Annotated in this window: 16 protein-coding genes; 12 read left to right on the top strand and 4 right to left on the bottom strand. The window is 39.6% G+C overall.

The genetic code is table 11. The features are described 5' to 3' along the window. The first annotated feature begins 59 nt into the window (after positions 1–59). The 9 genes from DBR11_RS05445 to DBR11_RS05405 all read left to right on the top strand — a co-directional run bounded on the left by DBR11_RS05445 (position 60) and on the right by DBR11_RS05405 (position 10,000). A complete protein-coding gene (locus DBR11_RS05445) occupies positions 60–1,628 on the top strand; it encodes an ATP-binding protein (RefSeq protein WP_108550595.1) in 1,569 nt (522 codons plus the stop codon). 30 nt (positions 1,629–1,658) lie between these two features. After that, on the top strand, positions 1,659–2,324 hold the full coding sequence (locus DBR11_RS05440; RefSeq protein ID WP_108550594.1) for an HAD family phosphatase: 666 nt from the start codon (positions 1,659–1,661) through the stop codon (positions 2,322–2,324). A gap of 58 nt (positions 2,325–2,382) precedes the next feature. After that, entirely contained in the window at positions 2,383–3,765 is a 1,383-nt protein-coding gene (locus DBR11_RS05435; RefSeq protein WP_108550593.1) for a mercuric reductase, read from the top strand. Next, entirely contained in the window at positions 3,758–4,585 is an 828-nt protein-coding gene (locus DBR11_RS05430) for an ABC transporter ATP-binding protein (protein ID WP_108550592.1), read from the top strand. The genes DBR11_RS05435 and DBR11_RS05430 overlap by 8 nt, the downstream gene beginning before the upstream one ends. A gap of 4 nt (positions 4,586–4,589) precedes the next feature. Continuing rightward, on the top strand, positions 4,590–6,158 hold the full coding sequence (locus DBR11_RS05425) for an ABC transporter permease/substrate-binding protein (protein WP_108550591.1): 1,569 nt from the start codon (positions 4,590–4,592) through the stop codon (positions 6,156–6,158). Between the two features lies 1 nt (position 6,159). Further along, complete coding sequence (egtB, locus tag DBR11_RS05420) at positions 6,160–7,311, top strand: ergothioneine biosynthesis protein EgtB (RefSeq protein ID WP_108550590.1); 1,152 nt, start codon at positions 6,160–6,162, stop codon at positions 7,309–7,311. A 5-nt stretch (positions 7,312–7,316) separates the two neighbouring features. Next, on the top strand, positions 7,317–8,255 hold the full coding sequence (locus tag DBR11_RS05415; RefSeq protein ID WP_108550589.1) for an L-histidine N(alpha)-methyltransferase: 939 nt from the start codon (positions 7,317–7,319) through the stop codon (positions 8,253–8,255). A gap of 157 nt (positions 8,256–8,412) precedes the next feature. Further along, positions 8,413–9,504: an ATP-binding protein gene (locus tag DBR11_RS05410; protein WP_233260650.1), complete on the top strand. Its 1,092-nt coding sequence runs from the start codon at positions 8,413–8,415 to the stop codon at positions 9,502–9,504. Positions 9,505–9,559: 55 nt separating this feature from the next. After that, positions 9,560–10,000, top strand: a complete 441-nt coding sequence (locus DBR11_RS05405; RefSeq protein WP_108550639.1) for a response regulator — start codon at positions 9,560–9,562, stop codon at positions 9,998–10,000. A gap of 74 nt (positions 10,001–10,074) precedes the next feature. On the opposite strand, the gene DBR11_RS05400 is transcribed toward DBR11_RS05405, so the two are convergent. The 4 genes from DBR11_RS05400 to DBR11_RS05385 all read right to left on the bottom strand — a co-directional run bounded on the left by DBR11_RS05400 (position 10,075) and on the right by DBR11_RS05385 (position 14,159). Further along, positions 10,075–11,418 carry an OmpA family protein gene (locus tag DBR11_RS05400; RefSeq protein ID WP_108550588.1) on the bottom strand — a complete coding sequence of 448 codons (1,344 nt, stop codon included), beginning with the start codon at positions 11,416–11,418 and terminating at the stop codon, positions 10,075–10,077. 208 nt (positions 11,419–11,626) lie between these two features. After that, positions 11,627–13,024 carry an MBL fold metallo-hydrolase gene (locus tag DBR11_RS05395; protein ID WP_108550587.1) on the bottom strand — a complete coding sequence of 466 codons (1,398 nt, stop codon included), beginning with the start codon at positions 13,022–13,024 and terminating at the stop codon, positions 11,627–11,629. 37 nt (positions 13,025–13,061) lie between these two features. Continuing rightward, on the bottom strand, positions 13,062–13,898 hold the full coding sequence (locus DBR11_RS05390) for an SDR family oxidoreductase (RefSeq protein ID WP_108550586.1): 837 nt from the start codon (positions 13,896–13,898) through the stop codon (positions 13,062–13,064). A 54-nt stretch (positions 13,899–13,952) separates the two neighbouring features. Further along, positions 13,953–14,159: a cold-shock protein gene (locus DBR11_RS05385; protein WP_108550585.1), complete on the bottom strand. Its 207-nt coding sequence runs from the start codon at positions 14,157–14,159 to the stop codon at positions 13,953–13,955. A gap of 170 nt (positions 14,160–14,329) precedes the next feature. On the opposite strand from DBR11_RS05385, the gene DBR11_RS05380 reads away from it, so the two are divergent. The 3 genes from DBR11_RS05380 (at position 14,330) to DBR11_RS05370 (ending at position 15,751) form a co-directional block, all read left to right on the top strand. Further along, positions 14,330–14,551: a hypothetical protein gene (locus tag DBR11_RS05380; RefSeq protein WP_108550584.1), complete on the top strand. Its 222-nt coding sequence runs from the start codon at positions 14,330–14,332 to the stop codon at positions 14,549–14,551. Positions 14,552–14,616: 65 nt separating this feature from the next. Next, on the top strand, positions 14,617–15,081 hold the full coding sequence (locus DBR11_RS05375; RefSeq protein ID WP_108550583.1) for a YMGG-like glycine zipper-containing protein: 465 nt from the start codon (positions 14,617–14,619) through the stop codon (positions 15,079–15,081). A 298-nt stretch (positions 15,082–15,379) separates the two neighbouring features. Then, positions 15,380–15,751: a hypothetical protein gene (locus DBR11_RS05370; protein WP_108550582.1), complete on the top strand. Its 372-nt coding sequence runs from the start codon at positions 15,380–15,382 to the stop codon at positions 15,749–15,751. Positions 15,752–15,829: the final 78 nt, after the last annotated feature.

Here is a 15,829-nt window from a genome sequence, read left to right as displayed (position 1 = left end):
ATTTCGGTAAATAAGTTTTAATTTTAATCGTTACTCTGATTAAATAATTCTGATATACAATGAATGATCTAGCAGATATCCACAAGAATTTTGATGAGGAAGGCGTTTTAAAAGCACTCAATGAGAGCAGGACTGAGCTGGAGTTTGCTGTGAATGCGGCTGAACTGGCCACATGGGACCTCAATATAAAAACGTTTAAATTTAGCGGAAACCAGAGGCTAAGAGAATGGTTTGGACTGGGTGGGAACGGCGAAGATATTGATCTGGCAGATGCAATTGGTGTAATTGCGGCAAAAGACAGGCAAAAGGTGAGTGATGCTATTCAAAATGCTTTACACTTTTCTTCAGGAGGTCTTTATAATATTTCTTATACCATTATCAGTCCATTATCTGGTAAAGAACGAATTGTGCTGGCCAGAGGAAAGGCTCTTTTTGATGAAGACAATCGTCCTACCAGGTTTAACGGGATTCTGCAAGACATTACTGAAGAAACCAAAGCCCGTTCTCTGCTGGAAGATGCCGAAGAAAGGGCCCGGCTCGCGGCGGATGCGGTGAAGTTAGGCACTTTTGATATGAATTTGTTTACCAGTAAGATGTCTACTTCGGATCGTTTCAATACGATTTTTGGTTTCGAAGCAAAGGCTAGCAGAGCGCAATTTGCTGCGGTAATTCATGCCGATGATAAAGCGATCAGAATTGATGCACACAGAAGGGCCATTGAAACCGGACAGCTTTTTTATGAAGTAAGGGTGATCTGGCCCGACCAATCCGTTCGCTGGATAAGAGTGGAAGGTAAAATATACTATGATGGAGATGGAAGAGCAGTGAGAAATATTGGAACTGTACTGGATATTACTGATAAAAAGAATACAGAAAAAGAATTGCTTTCCATCAATAAGCGGCTTCAGGCAGCTTTAGAAGAGCAGAAGAACCTGCAGCGGCAGAAAGATGATTTTTTGGCTATTGCAAGTCATGAACTGAAAACCCCGGTAACGAGTTTGAAGGCTTATACCCAGGTTATGCAGAAAATTCTATTACAAAAAGGGGATGTGAAGGAGGCTGAGATGATGATGAAGATGGATGCTCAGTTGAAGCGTTTAACCAATCTTATTGGCGATTTGCTGGACGTAACGAAGATGAATTCCGGCCGGCTTGAATTTAACTCTTCGGATTTTGATTTTAACGGGATGCTGAGGTTTGTGATTGAAGAATTACAGCGTACAACAGATAAACATGTCATTAGGGAGCATTTTAAAGAAGTGGGTGTCATTACTGGTGATGAGGAGCGGATAGGGCAGGTGGTGACCAATTTGATTTCTAATGCCATTAAATATTCACCTGCAGAATGTGTGATTAATGTATCCAGCGAAATCAAGGATGATGAAATTGTGGTATGCGTAGAAGATAAGGGAATTGGTATCCCTGAAGATAAACTGGAGAAAGTATTTGAACAGTTTTACAGAGTCACCGGGCATTTGCAACATACCTTCCCCGGTTTGGGCCTGGGTCTGTTTATTTCTGCGGAAATTATTAAACGGGAAGGTGGTAAGCTATGGGTGAACAGTGCGGAGGGACAAGGGTCTACTTTTTGTTTTTCGCTTCCGCTAAAGAAACCGAATCAGATTTAATTTGCTAATTTTATAAAATAAAACCCTTGTATGCCGAAACTTAAAGCTGTATTGTTCGATCTTGACGGTACATTGATTGATTCAGAATATTTTCATTTCGAATGCTGGAATGAAATTCTAAAAACATTTTCGTACGAAATGACTTATGCGGATTGGTTAAAAGGCTATGCGGGCTTTCCACTTCCGGTAAACAGCAAAAATATTAAAGAACGTTACCAGCTTGATGTTCCCCTGGCAGATTTGATGGCCTGGAGGGAACGAATGAGTATGGTAGGTTTGGAGACCAAGACGATTAATCTGATGCCTTATGCGCTGGAAACGCTTCAGTTTTTTAAAGAAGAAGGCTTGAAGTTGGGATTGGTTACCGCCAGTCCACAGTTTGAGGTAGATTTAATTTTTAAGAGAAACAACCTGGCCGAATTTTTTGATGTGATGGTGACCAGAACGGATGTAATCAACTCCAAACCTGATCCGGAAGGGTATAATCTATGTGTATCTAAGCTTTGTGTTGAGAAAGACGAGTGTATTGCTTTTGAGGATACGATAAATGGTTTAAGGGCAGCTAAAGCCGCAGGTTTGATTTGCTATGCTATTCAGCAGGATCAAACACAGCATGAGAAGCTTTCTGTTGCGGATTCTATCTTCCTGGATTTAGAAGAGGGCCGTAAAAAAGCACATGTATCTTTAATGTTGTAATTAGAGGTTTTTAAAAAAAAAAATGCTGACAATTTGATGTGAACGTTGTTATATGTTCATGAAATCATTTGACGCAATTGTAATTGGTGCAGGACAGGCTGGCGTACCATTGGCCAAAAAGCTGGCTGCTGCAGGCTGGAGAACAGTTCTGATCGAAAAGAGATGGATAGGTGGAACCTGTATCAATGATGGGTGTACACCAACAAAAACGATGGTTGCTTCTGCCAGGATGGCTTATCTGGCTGGAAAAAGCAAAGATCTGGGTGTTGATATTCCTGCCTACAGATTAAACTTTAAGACAGTGATGCAGCGGAAAAACCATCTGGTCTCTTTATTTAGGGAGGGTGCTGTCCGTGGCATAGAAAAGACTCCAAATTTAAGTGTAGTGTATGGAGAAGCTAAATTTATAGCTGATCATCAGATACAGGTAATGAAGGCGGACAGAGCAGATGTTTTTGAGGCTAAACATATCTTTATCAACACCGGTGCCTTGCCACTCATTCCTCAAATCGAAGGACTTTCTGAAATTAAATTCCTTACTTCTACCTCTATTATGGAATTAGAGGAGGTTCCATCTCATCTGTTGATTGTCGGTGGCGGTTATATCGGGCTGGAGTTTGGGCAAATGTTCAGACGGTTTGGTGCAGAAGTGACCCTGCTGGAACAAGGCGATCGTTTGCTGCCGCATGAAGATGAAGATGTTTGCAGGGAGATGAGTACTGTTTTTCAGGAAGAGGGAATAAAAGTATTGTTAGAGACCAAGGCTATCAGATTCGAAAATTATGGCGAAACCAGAATTCGAGTGAGTACTTTAACTGATGGACAAGAGGCAACGCAGTTGTGCAGTCATGTATTAATAGCTTCTGGCAGGGATCCGCAGACCAGGATGCTTGGATTAGAAAATACGGGTATAGTTCGCGACGACCGGGGATACATCAAGGTCAATGACCATTTGGAAACCGCAGTAAAGGGGGTATATGCACTTGGAGATGTAAAGGGTGGTCCTGCATTTACGCATATTGCCTATAATGATCATCTGATCTTGATCGATCTTTTATTGCATGGAGAGAAAAAAGGAATTAAAGGACGACTATTACCTTATTGTATGTTTACAGATCCTCAGTTGGGCAGAGTAGGTCTTAATGAGCTGCAGGCAAAAGAATTGGGTCTGGATATTGTTGTTGCTAAAATTCCAATGAGAAATGTAGCCCGGGCGCTGGAAAATGACGAAACCAGAGGTTTCATGAAAGCGATTGCAGATAAAAAGACGAAATTACTGCTTGGCGCTGCAGTAATTGGTGAACAGGGTGGCGAAATTATGTCTATCTTACAGATGGCTATGGTGGGTAAGATTACCTATGACCAAATCAGGAAAATGATCTTTGCTCATCCCTTATATGCAGAATCTTTGAATAACCTTTTTATGTCGCTAGATGATTAAAGTTGAAAACCTGAGTAAGAAATTTGATGGTAAATTGGCTGTTGACCAAATCAGTTTTGAAGTTGGTGTGGGGGAGACAATGGTTCTTTTAGGGACCAGCGGATGCGGTAAAACGACCACTTTGCGCATGATAAACCGGCTCATTGAACCCGATGGTGGTTCAGTTTATATTGATCAGGAAAATGTAGGTGGACAGCAGCCAGAGCTGTTGCGAAGACGTATAGGGTATGTACTGCAAAATCATGGCCTGTTTCCTCATTATACGGTTTTAGAAAACATGTCTGTTGTACCTAAATTGTTGGAATGGGATAAAGAAAAGATCAGGAACAGGAGTATGGAATTGCTGGATAAATTGAAGCTGGACAGTACATTGGGAAAACAATATCCATCGGCTTTGAGTGGTGGACAGCAGCAACGGGTAGGACTTGCAAGGGCACTCATGGCAGATCCTCCGATATTACTCATGGATGAACCATTCGGTGCTTTGGATAATATTACCCGGGCGGATATACGGAGGGAATTTACCGAGCTGGATGAATTGGCTAAAAAAACCATCATTCTGGTTACACATGATATACAGGAAGCATTTGAAATGGGCGACAAAATTTGTTTGATGGATAAGGGCAAGGTGATGCAGTATGGAACACCAGAAGAGTTGCTGTTTAAACCCCAAAGTGCATTTGTAGCATCTTTTTTGAAGGAGCACAAATTACTTCTCGAATTGAAATTTTTAAAAATGGGTGGGCATACGGCTTGGGAGTTGCTGGAGCAGCTGGAGCTGGGTAAATTAAAGGAAATCTTATTTACTTTGGAGGGATAAAGCGATGGAGGAATCTCAAAGTTTAGGACAATTTATGGTGCAGCAGTCTGGAAAGCTGTTTAGTCAGACGCTAACACATATCAGTTTGACTCTATTGTCTATGGTATTTGCTATTGCTATAGCTGTGCCCTTGGGTATTTGGATTGCCAGGAGAAGGAGGTTTTCTGGTCCGGTACTTGGATTTGCCGGAATTCTCCAAACCATTCCAAGTATTGCTCTATTGGGGATTATGATCCCTTTTTTGGGAATTGGTCCAAAACCTGCAATTCTGGCCTTGTTTTTATATGCGCTGCTGCCAGTGATCAGAAATACCTATACAGGAATTACGGGTGTAGATCCGGTTGTGGTAGATGCAGCTAAAGGAATGGGAATGAGCAATTGGCAGATTTTAATTAAAGTGGAACTACCACTTGCTTTTCCTGTGCTGATGGCGGGTATAAGGACGGCTACTGTAATTAATGTAGGGGTGGCTACTTTAGCTGCATATATCGCTGCGGGCGGGCTGGGTGAGTTTATTTTCGGTGGGATTGCATTGAATAATTCAAATATGATCCTGGCAGGTGCTATTCCCGCGGCTTTACTTGCTGTTATGCTGGATTTTTTGCTGTCACGTGTACAGCAATTAAGTTTAAAGCGGGTGAGAATGGTTTATCTTATTTTGCCTTTTTTGTTTGTTTTATTGTGCTCTTTTTATTTTTTGCCCTCTAAAATAGGTGGTCGGATGCTGGCAGGCTTTACGCCTGAATTTATGGGCCGCCAGGATGGATATATAGGTTTAAAGGAGGTATATAAATTGAAAATTGAAACTGTAGTGATCAGTGATGCAGTAAAATATAAGGCTGCATATGAAGGAAAACTGGATGTAATTGATGGCTACAGTACAGATGGAAGGTTAAAGGCATTTGATCTGGTAACTCTTAAAGATGATCAACATATTTTTCCTCCCTATTATGCTGCGCCTGTTGTCCGGCAGGCTGTATTAAAAAAGTATCCTGAGTTGGAAATGGTTTTAAATAAGCTGTCGGGTCTGCTGAATGATGAAGAGATGACCAGGTTGAATTATGATGTGGATAAATTGAAACAAAGCCCGGAGAAAGTCGCTTCAGATTTCCTGTCTGCTCATCATTTGCTGCAGCCCGCTTTACCCGGGGGGAAAGGGATAATCAGAATAGGGTCAAAGGTATTTGGAGAACAGTATATTTTGGCCCAAATGTATAAAATGCTGATTAGAGGGTATTCCCATCTGGATGTGGAAACCAAAACAGGACTTGGGGGCACTCAGATTTGTTTTGATGCACTTAAGAACGATCAGATAGACCTTTATCCTGAGTATACAGGAACAGGTTTACTGGTGATCTTACATCCTTCTCCATCTGTGCTCAATGGGATCCCAAAAGATAAGGATGCTGTGTTTAATTATGTGAAAAAAGAGTTCAACCATCAATTTAATCTCACTTGGTTAAAACCTATTGGCTTTAATAATAGTTATGCTTTAATGATGAGACGAAAACAGGCGGCCAATTTGAATATTAAAAGCATAACGGACTTGGTTCATCATTTAAACGAGAATTGATATGTCATTTTTGAAACAGTATCTGGCCGTAAGGGCCATGACCACCAGTATCTGTTCCGATCTTGAAAAGGAAGATTATGTGGTGCAGCCGGTTGTAGACGTTAGCCCGCCTAAATGGCACCTTGGCCATACAACCTGGTTTTTTGAAACCTTTATCCTGATGCCTTTTTTTACGGGTTACCAGGTCTATAATCCGGATTTTAATTATGTGTTTAATAGTTACTATGAGGCGATTGGAGCACGGGTGATCAGAACCGATCGGGGTAATTTAAGCCGTCCTACAGTGGATGAGGTGTACAAATATCGTGCTTATGTGGATGAGGCGATGTCGCACTTTCTCTCCCGAGAACCAGAAAGCGATCATTTAAAGGAGCTGATTTTGCTTGGTCTAAATCATGAGCAGCAGCATCAGGAATTGTTATGGTATGACATCAAATATATTTTAGGGCATAATCCGTTATTTCCGCCTTACCGTAGGGAGAATATTGAACAGGAATTTTTAGCTGCCAAATCAATAATGGCAGATATAGAAGAGGGTATATATGAGATTGGTTATAAGGGTAATGACTTTTGTTTTGATAATGAGCTGAATGCCCACAAGGTTTATCTTCAGGCAGTTTCTTTGTCTACTGAACTGGTAACAAATTCGGAATATGAAGAGTTTGTAGATCAGGGCGGATACCGGGATTTTAGTTTCTGGCATGCAGAAGGTTGGGACTGGGTTAACAATAACAATATCTCTGCGCCTTTGTATTGGCATTTGATTGATGGTGCATGGTATCGCTATGGTTTATCAGGCCTGAATCGTTTAAAACCCGAGGAGCCTGTGTGCCATGTGAGTTTTTATGAGGCAGCGGCTTTTGCTCAGTGGAAGGGAATGCGATTACCAACAGAATTTGAGTGGGAAGCGGCTGCAGATCAATTGAAATGGGGGCAACTTTGGGAGTGGACCGAAAGTGCGTATTTGCCTTATCCGGGTTTTTCAAAAGCTCCAGGAGCTTTAGGCGAATACAATGGTAAGTTTATGGTGAACCAGAAAGTACTGAGGGGGGCTTCCGTTGCAACTTCAAATTCGCACAGTCGGAAAACTTATCGTAATTTTTTTCACCCTCATTTGCGCTGGATGTTTAGTGGCATCAGGCTCGTAAAGTAATCTGTATGAAGCAGTTTTTAAAAGATGTACTCCAGGATCTTGGAGAGACGCCCAAACGATTAAATTCTAAATATTTCTATGATCATACTGGAGATGGGATTTTTCAGCAAATTATGAATTGTGAAGAATACTATCCAACCAATTGTGAACTGGAGATTTTTCAGCATAAGACAACAGAGTTAGCTAGGGTGCTAAAAAATGGCTTTGATACCTTTGATCTGATTGAAATGGGGGCAGGAGATGCGACTAAATCCAGTTATTTGTTAAAGGAAATGCTTAGGAAAAAGTTTGATTTTACTTACATGCCTATTGATATTTCGGCAGATATGATTGGGCATCTGGAAAAACAATTACCCGAGGAAATACCTGGCTTAAAGGTGAAGGGCCTGAATGGAGAGTATTTTGAAATGCTTACCCACGCCAGTCAGATTTCTCCCAAAAGAAAAGTTATTCTTTTTTTAGGAGGGACTATAGGAAATTTTGAAACAAATGCTGCGCTTGACTTTTGCAGAGAACTGAGGTCTTATTTACAAAAAGGTGATGTGTTAATGATAGGCTTTGATTTAAAAAAACATCCTGACGTGATCAGAAAAGCCTATAATGATGCTCAGGGCTTTACCAGGGCCTTTAACCTAAATTTGCTTAACCGGATCAACCGGGAGTTAGGGGGTAATTTTGTGTTAGAGCAATTTGATCATTATCCCTCTTATGACCCTGCAACAGGGGCCTGCAGAAGCTATCTGATTAGCCTTGCCAAACAGGAAGTTTGTATTGAAGGGAAGGTGTTTACTTTTGAAAAAGATGAATATATTTCTATGGAAATCTCTCAGAAATACAGTGTAGAGGAGACTGAATCCATGGCTTTTAATTCTGGGTTCAAGCCCGTTAATCATTTCTTCGATTCCCGGCATTGGTTCCTTGATACGGTATGGCAGTGCGAATAGTAGCCGTTTAGTTAATACCCCAATTTGGGTAAAAATGGGATTTTTTTTCTCTGTGTGGCCGGATAGATATGAGGACTGGGGATTAAATGTAGTTAAGTTTTGATTGGCTTGGAATTTGAAAAGCTTATTACAACACTTAATTATAATTAATCCTAAAATGCATCCTGCTGCAGACTCATTTCATATTGCCAAAATGTTTGAGGACATAGATGACTATGCCATCATTTTTTTGGACAGAGAAGGAAACATTGACAGCTGGAATGCGGGTGCTGAAAAAATCAAGGGTTATACCTCAAATGAAGTTCTGGGTAAAAATTTTAGGATTTTTTATACCCAGGAAGATATCATTAATCAGAAACCCGAGAAGTTGATCAACGAAGCCATCAGAAATGGCAAAGCGCTAGACGAAGGCTGGAGAGTTTGTAAAAATGGTCTCCGTTTTTGGGGAAGTATTCGGATTACTGCGCTCTACAATGATCATGAGGAATTGATTGGTTTTTCTAAAATAACAAGAGACCTCACAGAAAAATTCAATGCGCAATCTGCAATTGAAAAATATATGCAAAAATTGGAAATCCAGAATAAAGAACTGGAACAATTTGTTTATATCGCTTCCCACGATCTTCAGGAGCCTTTGCTGACTGTAAGCAGCTTTATTGATTTGCTGAAGGAAGAGTATTCCGGTGCAATTGATCCTACTGGTGAAATGTACCTTAGTTTTATTGCTCAGTCTACTGAGCGGATGAGAAGTCTGATTAAAGGCCTACTTGATTATGCTCGTTTGGGCAAGAAAAAGGAAGTGGGAATGGTAGATTGTAATGCATTAATTGAGGAGGTGAAAATTGATCTTTTTTCTATTATTGAGCCCTGTGGGGCAAAGATAGTTTATAGGAATTTGCCTGTGGTTAAGGGGTTTGCAACAGAATTGAGACTGCTCTTTCAGAATTTGATCAGTAATTCACTTAAATTCCGAAAAAAAGATGTTTCTCCGGTAATTCGGATTTCTGCACAGCCTACCAGGCAAGGGTGGCAGTTTTCGGTAACAGATAATGGAATTGGGATTGAAGATCGTTTTAAGGAAAGAATATTTGTAATTTTTCAACGCCTTCACAACAGAACAGATTATGAAGGAAATGGGATAGGGTTAGCGCATTGCAAAAAGATTATTGAGCTGCATGGTGGAAAAATTTCTGTGGAATCTTCTCCAGGAAATGGGAGCTCTTTCCATTTTACTTTAAACTTGCTTTAATCAACAATAAAAACTCATGATAGCTTCATGGCCGTTAAAAGAAAAATATATGCTAATGAAAAAATATAAGGATTTGGACCGTGTTTTACTGGTGGATGATGAGATGTCGACAAACTTTCTGCACCGTAAAATAGTACAAACCTCAAATATTGATGTTGATGTGAAGACGATTTCTTCGGCTTTTGAAGCTTTGGAGTATTTGAAGCTTATGTATGAGGACAAAGAGAACCAGGCCGAGATTAAACCTGGTATTATATTTCTTGATATCAATATGCCTGGTATGAACGGCTGGGAATTTATGAAGGAATATAAAAAACTTGATCTTTATAAGCGGGCAAAAATAGTGGTGATTATGCTAACCACTTCTTTAAATCCGGATGATGAGGAACTGGCAGCAAAAGACAATGAGATTGTAACTTTTATGCATAAGCCTTTAACAAGGGAATCTTTTAGCAAAATAGCGAGTAAATACTTCGAGCTGGATTCTGAAGGTTAAAAAAGGTTTGATTATAAAAAAGAGAGGCTGGTTCAAAAGAACCAGCCTCTCTTTTTTATTCAAAACATTGAGGATTAATATAAAGTGAATTCAACCCTTCTGTTTTTCTGACGACCTGCAGCAGTTTTGTTTGTTGCAATTGGTTGGGTTGGACCATATCCTGTTGCTTCAATTCTGGATGCATTTGCACCCTGAGCTACCAAATAAGTTCTGATGGCTTCTGCTCTTTCTTTAGATAAGCGCATGTTAGTTGCCATTGAACCTGTGTTGTCTGTGTGACCAGCAAGTTTCAGGCTAAAGTTTTTCTCTACTAATAAAGCCGCAACTTTATTTAATGTAGGGTAAGATTTTGCTCTGATGGTTGCTTTACCCAAATCAAATTCAAGGTTTTTGATCGCTTCGCTTACTACTTTACGGTCAGCCTCGGTTACAATTACTTTCTCTTTGATGATTTGTCTAGGAGCTACTAATGGACATCCTGCACCATCTACAACTGTTCCAGCTGGAGTTCCAGGGCATTTATCAAATTTGTTGGCTACACCATCACCATCATCATCACCCATTTCCTGGTTGTATTTTGCAACTAATGCTTCTCTGTCTCTTCTTGCATTTTCTTCCTGAGTAGATAATGCTCTTCTCAGATCTGCACTTTCTGCAGCACTTTCTTCACGTAAAGCAGCGATTGCACTGTAGTTTTGCAATTGAGAAGTACCTTTTTTACCTAAGGCAATCTCTACCCCGGCGTGTGCATAAGAAAATCTGTCGTTGGCTGCTCCCGTAACTCCATCGAAGTTTTTAGATTTCATGAAATTTACATCGTAACCTAAATCAATGTTTAAACCTTTGGCTACTCCGATTTTAAAACCTGCACCTACAGGTACAAACCAATTCTCTTCATAACCAGTGCTGGCTGCGTTAGATGCGGTAAAGTCAACATTTGCACTTGATGACATATATCCTGCACCTGCGGTAATATAAGGAGAGAATACGCTACGCTTATGATTCATACTTAAATTGGCAATTGTGAAATTACCTTTCAAAGCTGCAGACCAGTCAATACGGGTTACAAAGTGCGAAGCATCCTGAGCCGAAGAACCTGCAACAAGATCATTTGCTCTCATCCCTTTTACTTTACCGGCTAAAAAGTCTGCCTGAATACCAAATCCTGGAGTAATTTGTTTTTTGATGTAACCACCGTAACCCCAAGATTCCTGTGGAGTTTTAAAGTCTCCATTACTTCTTCCGTTGAAAGGAGTATAATGAGTAAGCATACCGCCATTTAAACCAATTGACCAGGTACGGAAATCTTTTTTGGAGAAGCGCGATGTCGAATCAGCTGGCGTGTCTTGCGCGAACAGACTTGTTGATAATCCTACCAAGGATAATATCATTGCCGATTTTGTAATTTTTGAGTTCATCTTTTTTATAGTTAGATATTAATGATCCAATAATATACTGGATTGACTAACCATAAGTAATAACCCTGCCAAAAGCGATTTTAAGTTAATTTTAGCTAAATCGCTTAATTATCAGCATGTTGATTTGCTAATGTCGATTTTGGAGAATTGAATTAAATTCCCCGCTTCGGTGAAAAAACTGTATAGTATTTGCTACAAAACAAATTTTTTAATCTGACAAATCAAATGTCTGTCCCTTCTGGGGAATGATCACATGGTACCCCTCATCTTCTAATGCTTCAGATAAACTTGAAAGGCTTTTGTCTTCTCCATGAACAAGGAACACCGTGTTTAATTTTGCAGGATCCTGGGATTTTACCGTATTGACAAGGTCGTTATGGTCCCCATGTCCACTCAGAAGATCGGTTTGCTTAATACTGGCATACACCATCAGGTCACGGTTTCTTAAGCGGACAATTGGATCTCCCCGCAATAAGCGATTCCCTAAAGTCCCTTTCGCGCAATAACCAATAAATAGAATAGTACAATAGTAATTCTGTATGTTGTGGTATAGATGATCCTGAATACGCCCGCCTTCCAGCATTCCTGCAGAGGAGATAATAATACAGGGCTCATGATAATTGGATATGGAAATACTTTCTCTTTTTTCTTCTACATAGGAGAGCTCTTTGAATTTAAATTCATCTCCATGGCTGGTGTAAAATTCTTTAGATTCTTCATTAACCAGCTGATGGTGCTTACGATAGATATCTGTGGCCGTGATGGCGAGGGGACTGTCAACAAATATCTTTACTGGAGGAAGCATACCTTTGGTGAATATCTTATTTAAGGTATATACAAGAGATTGTGTTCTGCCAATGCTAAATGCAGGTATAATGAGTCGCCCGGGAAATTTAACACAAGCTTCGTTTATGGTTTCTGTTAACTTTTCTTCTAGCGTGACGCCAGTACTGTGTAGTTTTCCGCCATAAGTGGATTCTGAAACCAGATAGTCAACTTCCGGTAAAGACTCTGGATCAACAAGTACGGGATAGTTTTTTCTTCCGATATCACCTGTGAAGGCTATTTTCTTTTCTTTTCCGTTTTCTTGTATGGTGAGTACCACTGCTGCAGCACCTAATAAGTGGCCAACGGGTATAAATTGCAGCGAGATCTGATCTGTAATTTTGAAGGTTTTATGGAATGCTATAGTGACAAAGCGTTCAACTGTATCCATCACATGTTTTTGAAGGTAGAGTGGTTTTGGCCCTGAACTCTGTTTTCTACCTCTTTTTCGGTGTGTTCGTTGTTGCTTACTTAAAAATACATTTACAGAATCCAGTAATAAAATTTCCGTAAGATCGGCTGTAGGTGGTGTACAAAGTACTTGTCCCTGAAATCCCATGCGTACCAGGGTTGGTAAATTGCCCGAGTGGTCAATGTGAGCGTGGGTTAAAATGACAACATCTATGTCTGATGGATCGAATGGGAAATATTCGTTTTCTTCTTGAAAGGTGTCTTTTTCATAATCCAGACCACAATCAATCAATATATTATAATGTTCAGTTTGTAGAAGATGCATACTTCCAGTTACCTGTTGCGCAGCTCCCCAAATCGTTAATTTCATATGCGTTATATCCTAAAACAATCTCCAAGATATTAAATTAATTAGGATTATCCCTAAGCCATTTCATCCAATCGCTTACTTTATAGCTATACTCAAGAAAATTAGGGACTTGAATACTGGAAATAATTTTCCACTCTCTGAGTTCGTCAATGAATTCCGGAGCTTCAAGATTTAATGTCCGGGTTGCTGCTTCGTAAAATAATTGTTTTTCCAGATGATCCGGACAACAAGCATTATATAGATGCCCAAATACGCTATGCTGAATGATGTGCAATGTAAGGCCAATACAGTCTGTTAGATGGATTAAATTGATTGGCGCTCTTCCGTTAGGGATATTCTTCTTTCCTGCGAAGAAACGTCCGGGAAGTCTGCCTGGTCCGATAAGGCCGCCAAAACGGATGATGGTGGTTTCGAACAATGTTGTGTCTTTCAGCAGCTGCTCAGCCTGGAGTATTTGTTGTGCGGATAAAGTCTGTGGTCTTGGAATAGTGTTTTCATCGACAACCTGGTTCTCTTCGTGATAAACAGAAGTTGAGCTGATGTACAAAATTTGAGCTATTTTATATTGTATAGCGAGATTGGCAACTTTTGATATTTTGCTGGCATAGGATAGAAGATGATCTGAATTCCTTTTAGGCGGAATACAAACAATCAAAACATCCGACTCAAAAAAATCTGACGGGTCGATCGAATTTCCAGGATCAAGATTTAACAGATAGGGTTTAATGCCTGATTCGGCCAGTAATGTTATTTTATCTTGACTTGTGGTTGAACCTTTTACATGGTAGCCATGGTCTAGTAGCGCTTTTGCCAGGGGAAGGCCGTACCAGCCACAACCCAAAATACTAATTGTGTTTATCTGGGAGGTTTGCATATGAAAAAGGGGCAATGCAAAAGCAAACCCCTGAATGTTTTAAAAATAGTATGACTATAGAACGGTTACGTTTGAGGCTTCAGGACCCTTCTTGCCATCATTAAGTTCAAACTCTACACTGTCTCCTTCGTTTAGTTCTCTGAACGAATCTCCTGCAATAGCAGAAAAATGCACGAATATATCTTTGCCTCCTTCTTCTGGCGTGATGAAACCAAAGCCTTTTGAAGAATTAAACCATTTTACTTTTCCTGTTTTACGCATATTAATTATTATATATAGTTTGAGGTGAAAGTACTGAAATAAAAATGAATATCGAAATTTGACGGAATTGCTATTAATTCTGTTGAGGCAAACCTTTCAGTTGTCCGTTTTGTTTCTCCTGTAGGATTCAATTTTGAATTGTATAGTATAAAGGAAAAAGGAGCTCATACATGAAAAAGAAAAATTTGGCCGGAAAAAAAAATATAAAACATACAATTTCGGGTCAGGACGATGGTGAAGAGAATCTGGGATTGGATGCTGATCATTCTTCTAATCCGCTGTATCACAACCTAAACAACGATAATGATTGGGTTTCTCACAATCCGGATGGAGAGGAAGACCACATAGATAAGTCGGGCTTTGAAGAAGAGAATTCTATTATGAATAAGTAAAAAGGAAAGGTTTGGCATTATTTTGTTACAATACTTTATCTATTGTTAAACTAACACGCAAAACAATGAAAAAGATATTATTAATATTGCTTGCTGCCACGATACTAACCTCATGCAGCAATAAGCAAAAGGAAGAACAGGCAAGACAGGTTGCCATTAAAATGGTGAAAGATAGTTTAAGGCTGGATAGTTTTAAGAAAGCCGAAGTCGCTAAAAAGCAAGAAGAGCAAAGGTTAGCACAAATAGCAGAAGAGAAACGAGAAAAAAGAACCTTACTGCTTTCTGAACAAAGAGAGGCTACGGCTAATAATGGGGTGGCCTCGAGTACGCCAACAGTACATAAAAAGAAAGGTTGGAGTGATGCAGCTAAAGGTACACTGATAGGTGGGGTTGCAGGCGCTGTAGGTGGTGCGATAATCGATAAAAAACATGGCAGAGGTGCGCTGATTGGTGGTGCTGCTGGTGCTGGTGCAGGATATTTAATTGGCCGGGGAAAAGATAAGAAATCAGGTCGGGTTCAGTCCAACTAAATTTGACAAGATCAAAACATAAATTAGATCACAACTTGAAAAATCACGCTATTCTGCGTGATTTTTTCTTTTAGAAGCATTTTTAAATGAAATTTACTAATGGGGAGATATAACCTCAGCTAATTTTAGAATGTGGGGAAATTACTCAACTATATAAAATGGGGAAATACTTATTTTAATAATCAAATCAAACTAAAAATAGCTTTCCGCTAACTTAACTGCCGGTTTTTAGAATATTCTTTGCATAATAATCATCTTGGCTTGATTTTTTTACGGCTTTCTGTGTAAACAAAGCCTTATGAAGAAAAATTTCCTATTGTTATTCACTGTTATTTTGTGCCTGTTTAGCTGTAAAAAGGACAGCCCTGACGATCCTTTATCTGGAGTAGTCTTTAATAAAGAAGGCGTGTTGCGGGTAGAGTGCAACCAATGTGTAATTAACTACACCATATCCGATCAAAAAGCTAATGCCGCCATTAACAGTGGAAGCAAAGATCTTTCTTTTACCTATTTAGACGGGGCACAATTAAAAACCCAGTTGCTCTCTAAAGAAGACCAAACCATAAGAATGATGGTTATTGATGCTTCTGGTAAAATAATTTCCAATGAACTAAAAGATCTGAACCAGGGTCAGATCGAGGAAAATACGTTTAATATTAAGGGAAATTAACGCAGAAAATGCCCTTTAAATCCTCCCTTATTTAGAACTGATTAATTTTTTAACATAGATGATAAATCGGTTAAATTC

The organism is Pedobacter sp. HMWF019, assembly GCF_003061025.1.
Lineage (GTDB): Bacteria > Bacteroidota > Bacteroidia > Sphingobacteriales > Sphingobacteriaceae > Pedobacter.
This window is presented reverse-complemented; position numbering and strand designations above follow the sequence as displayed.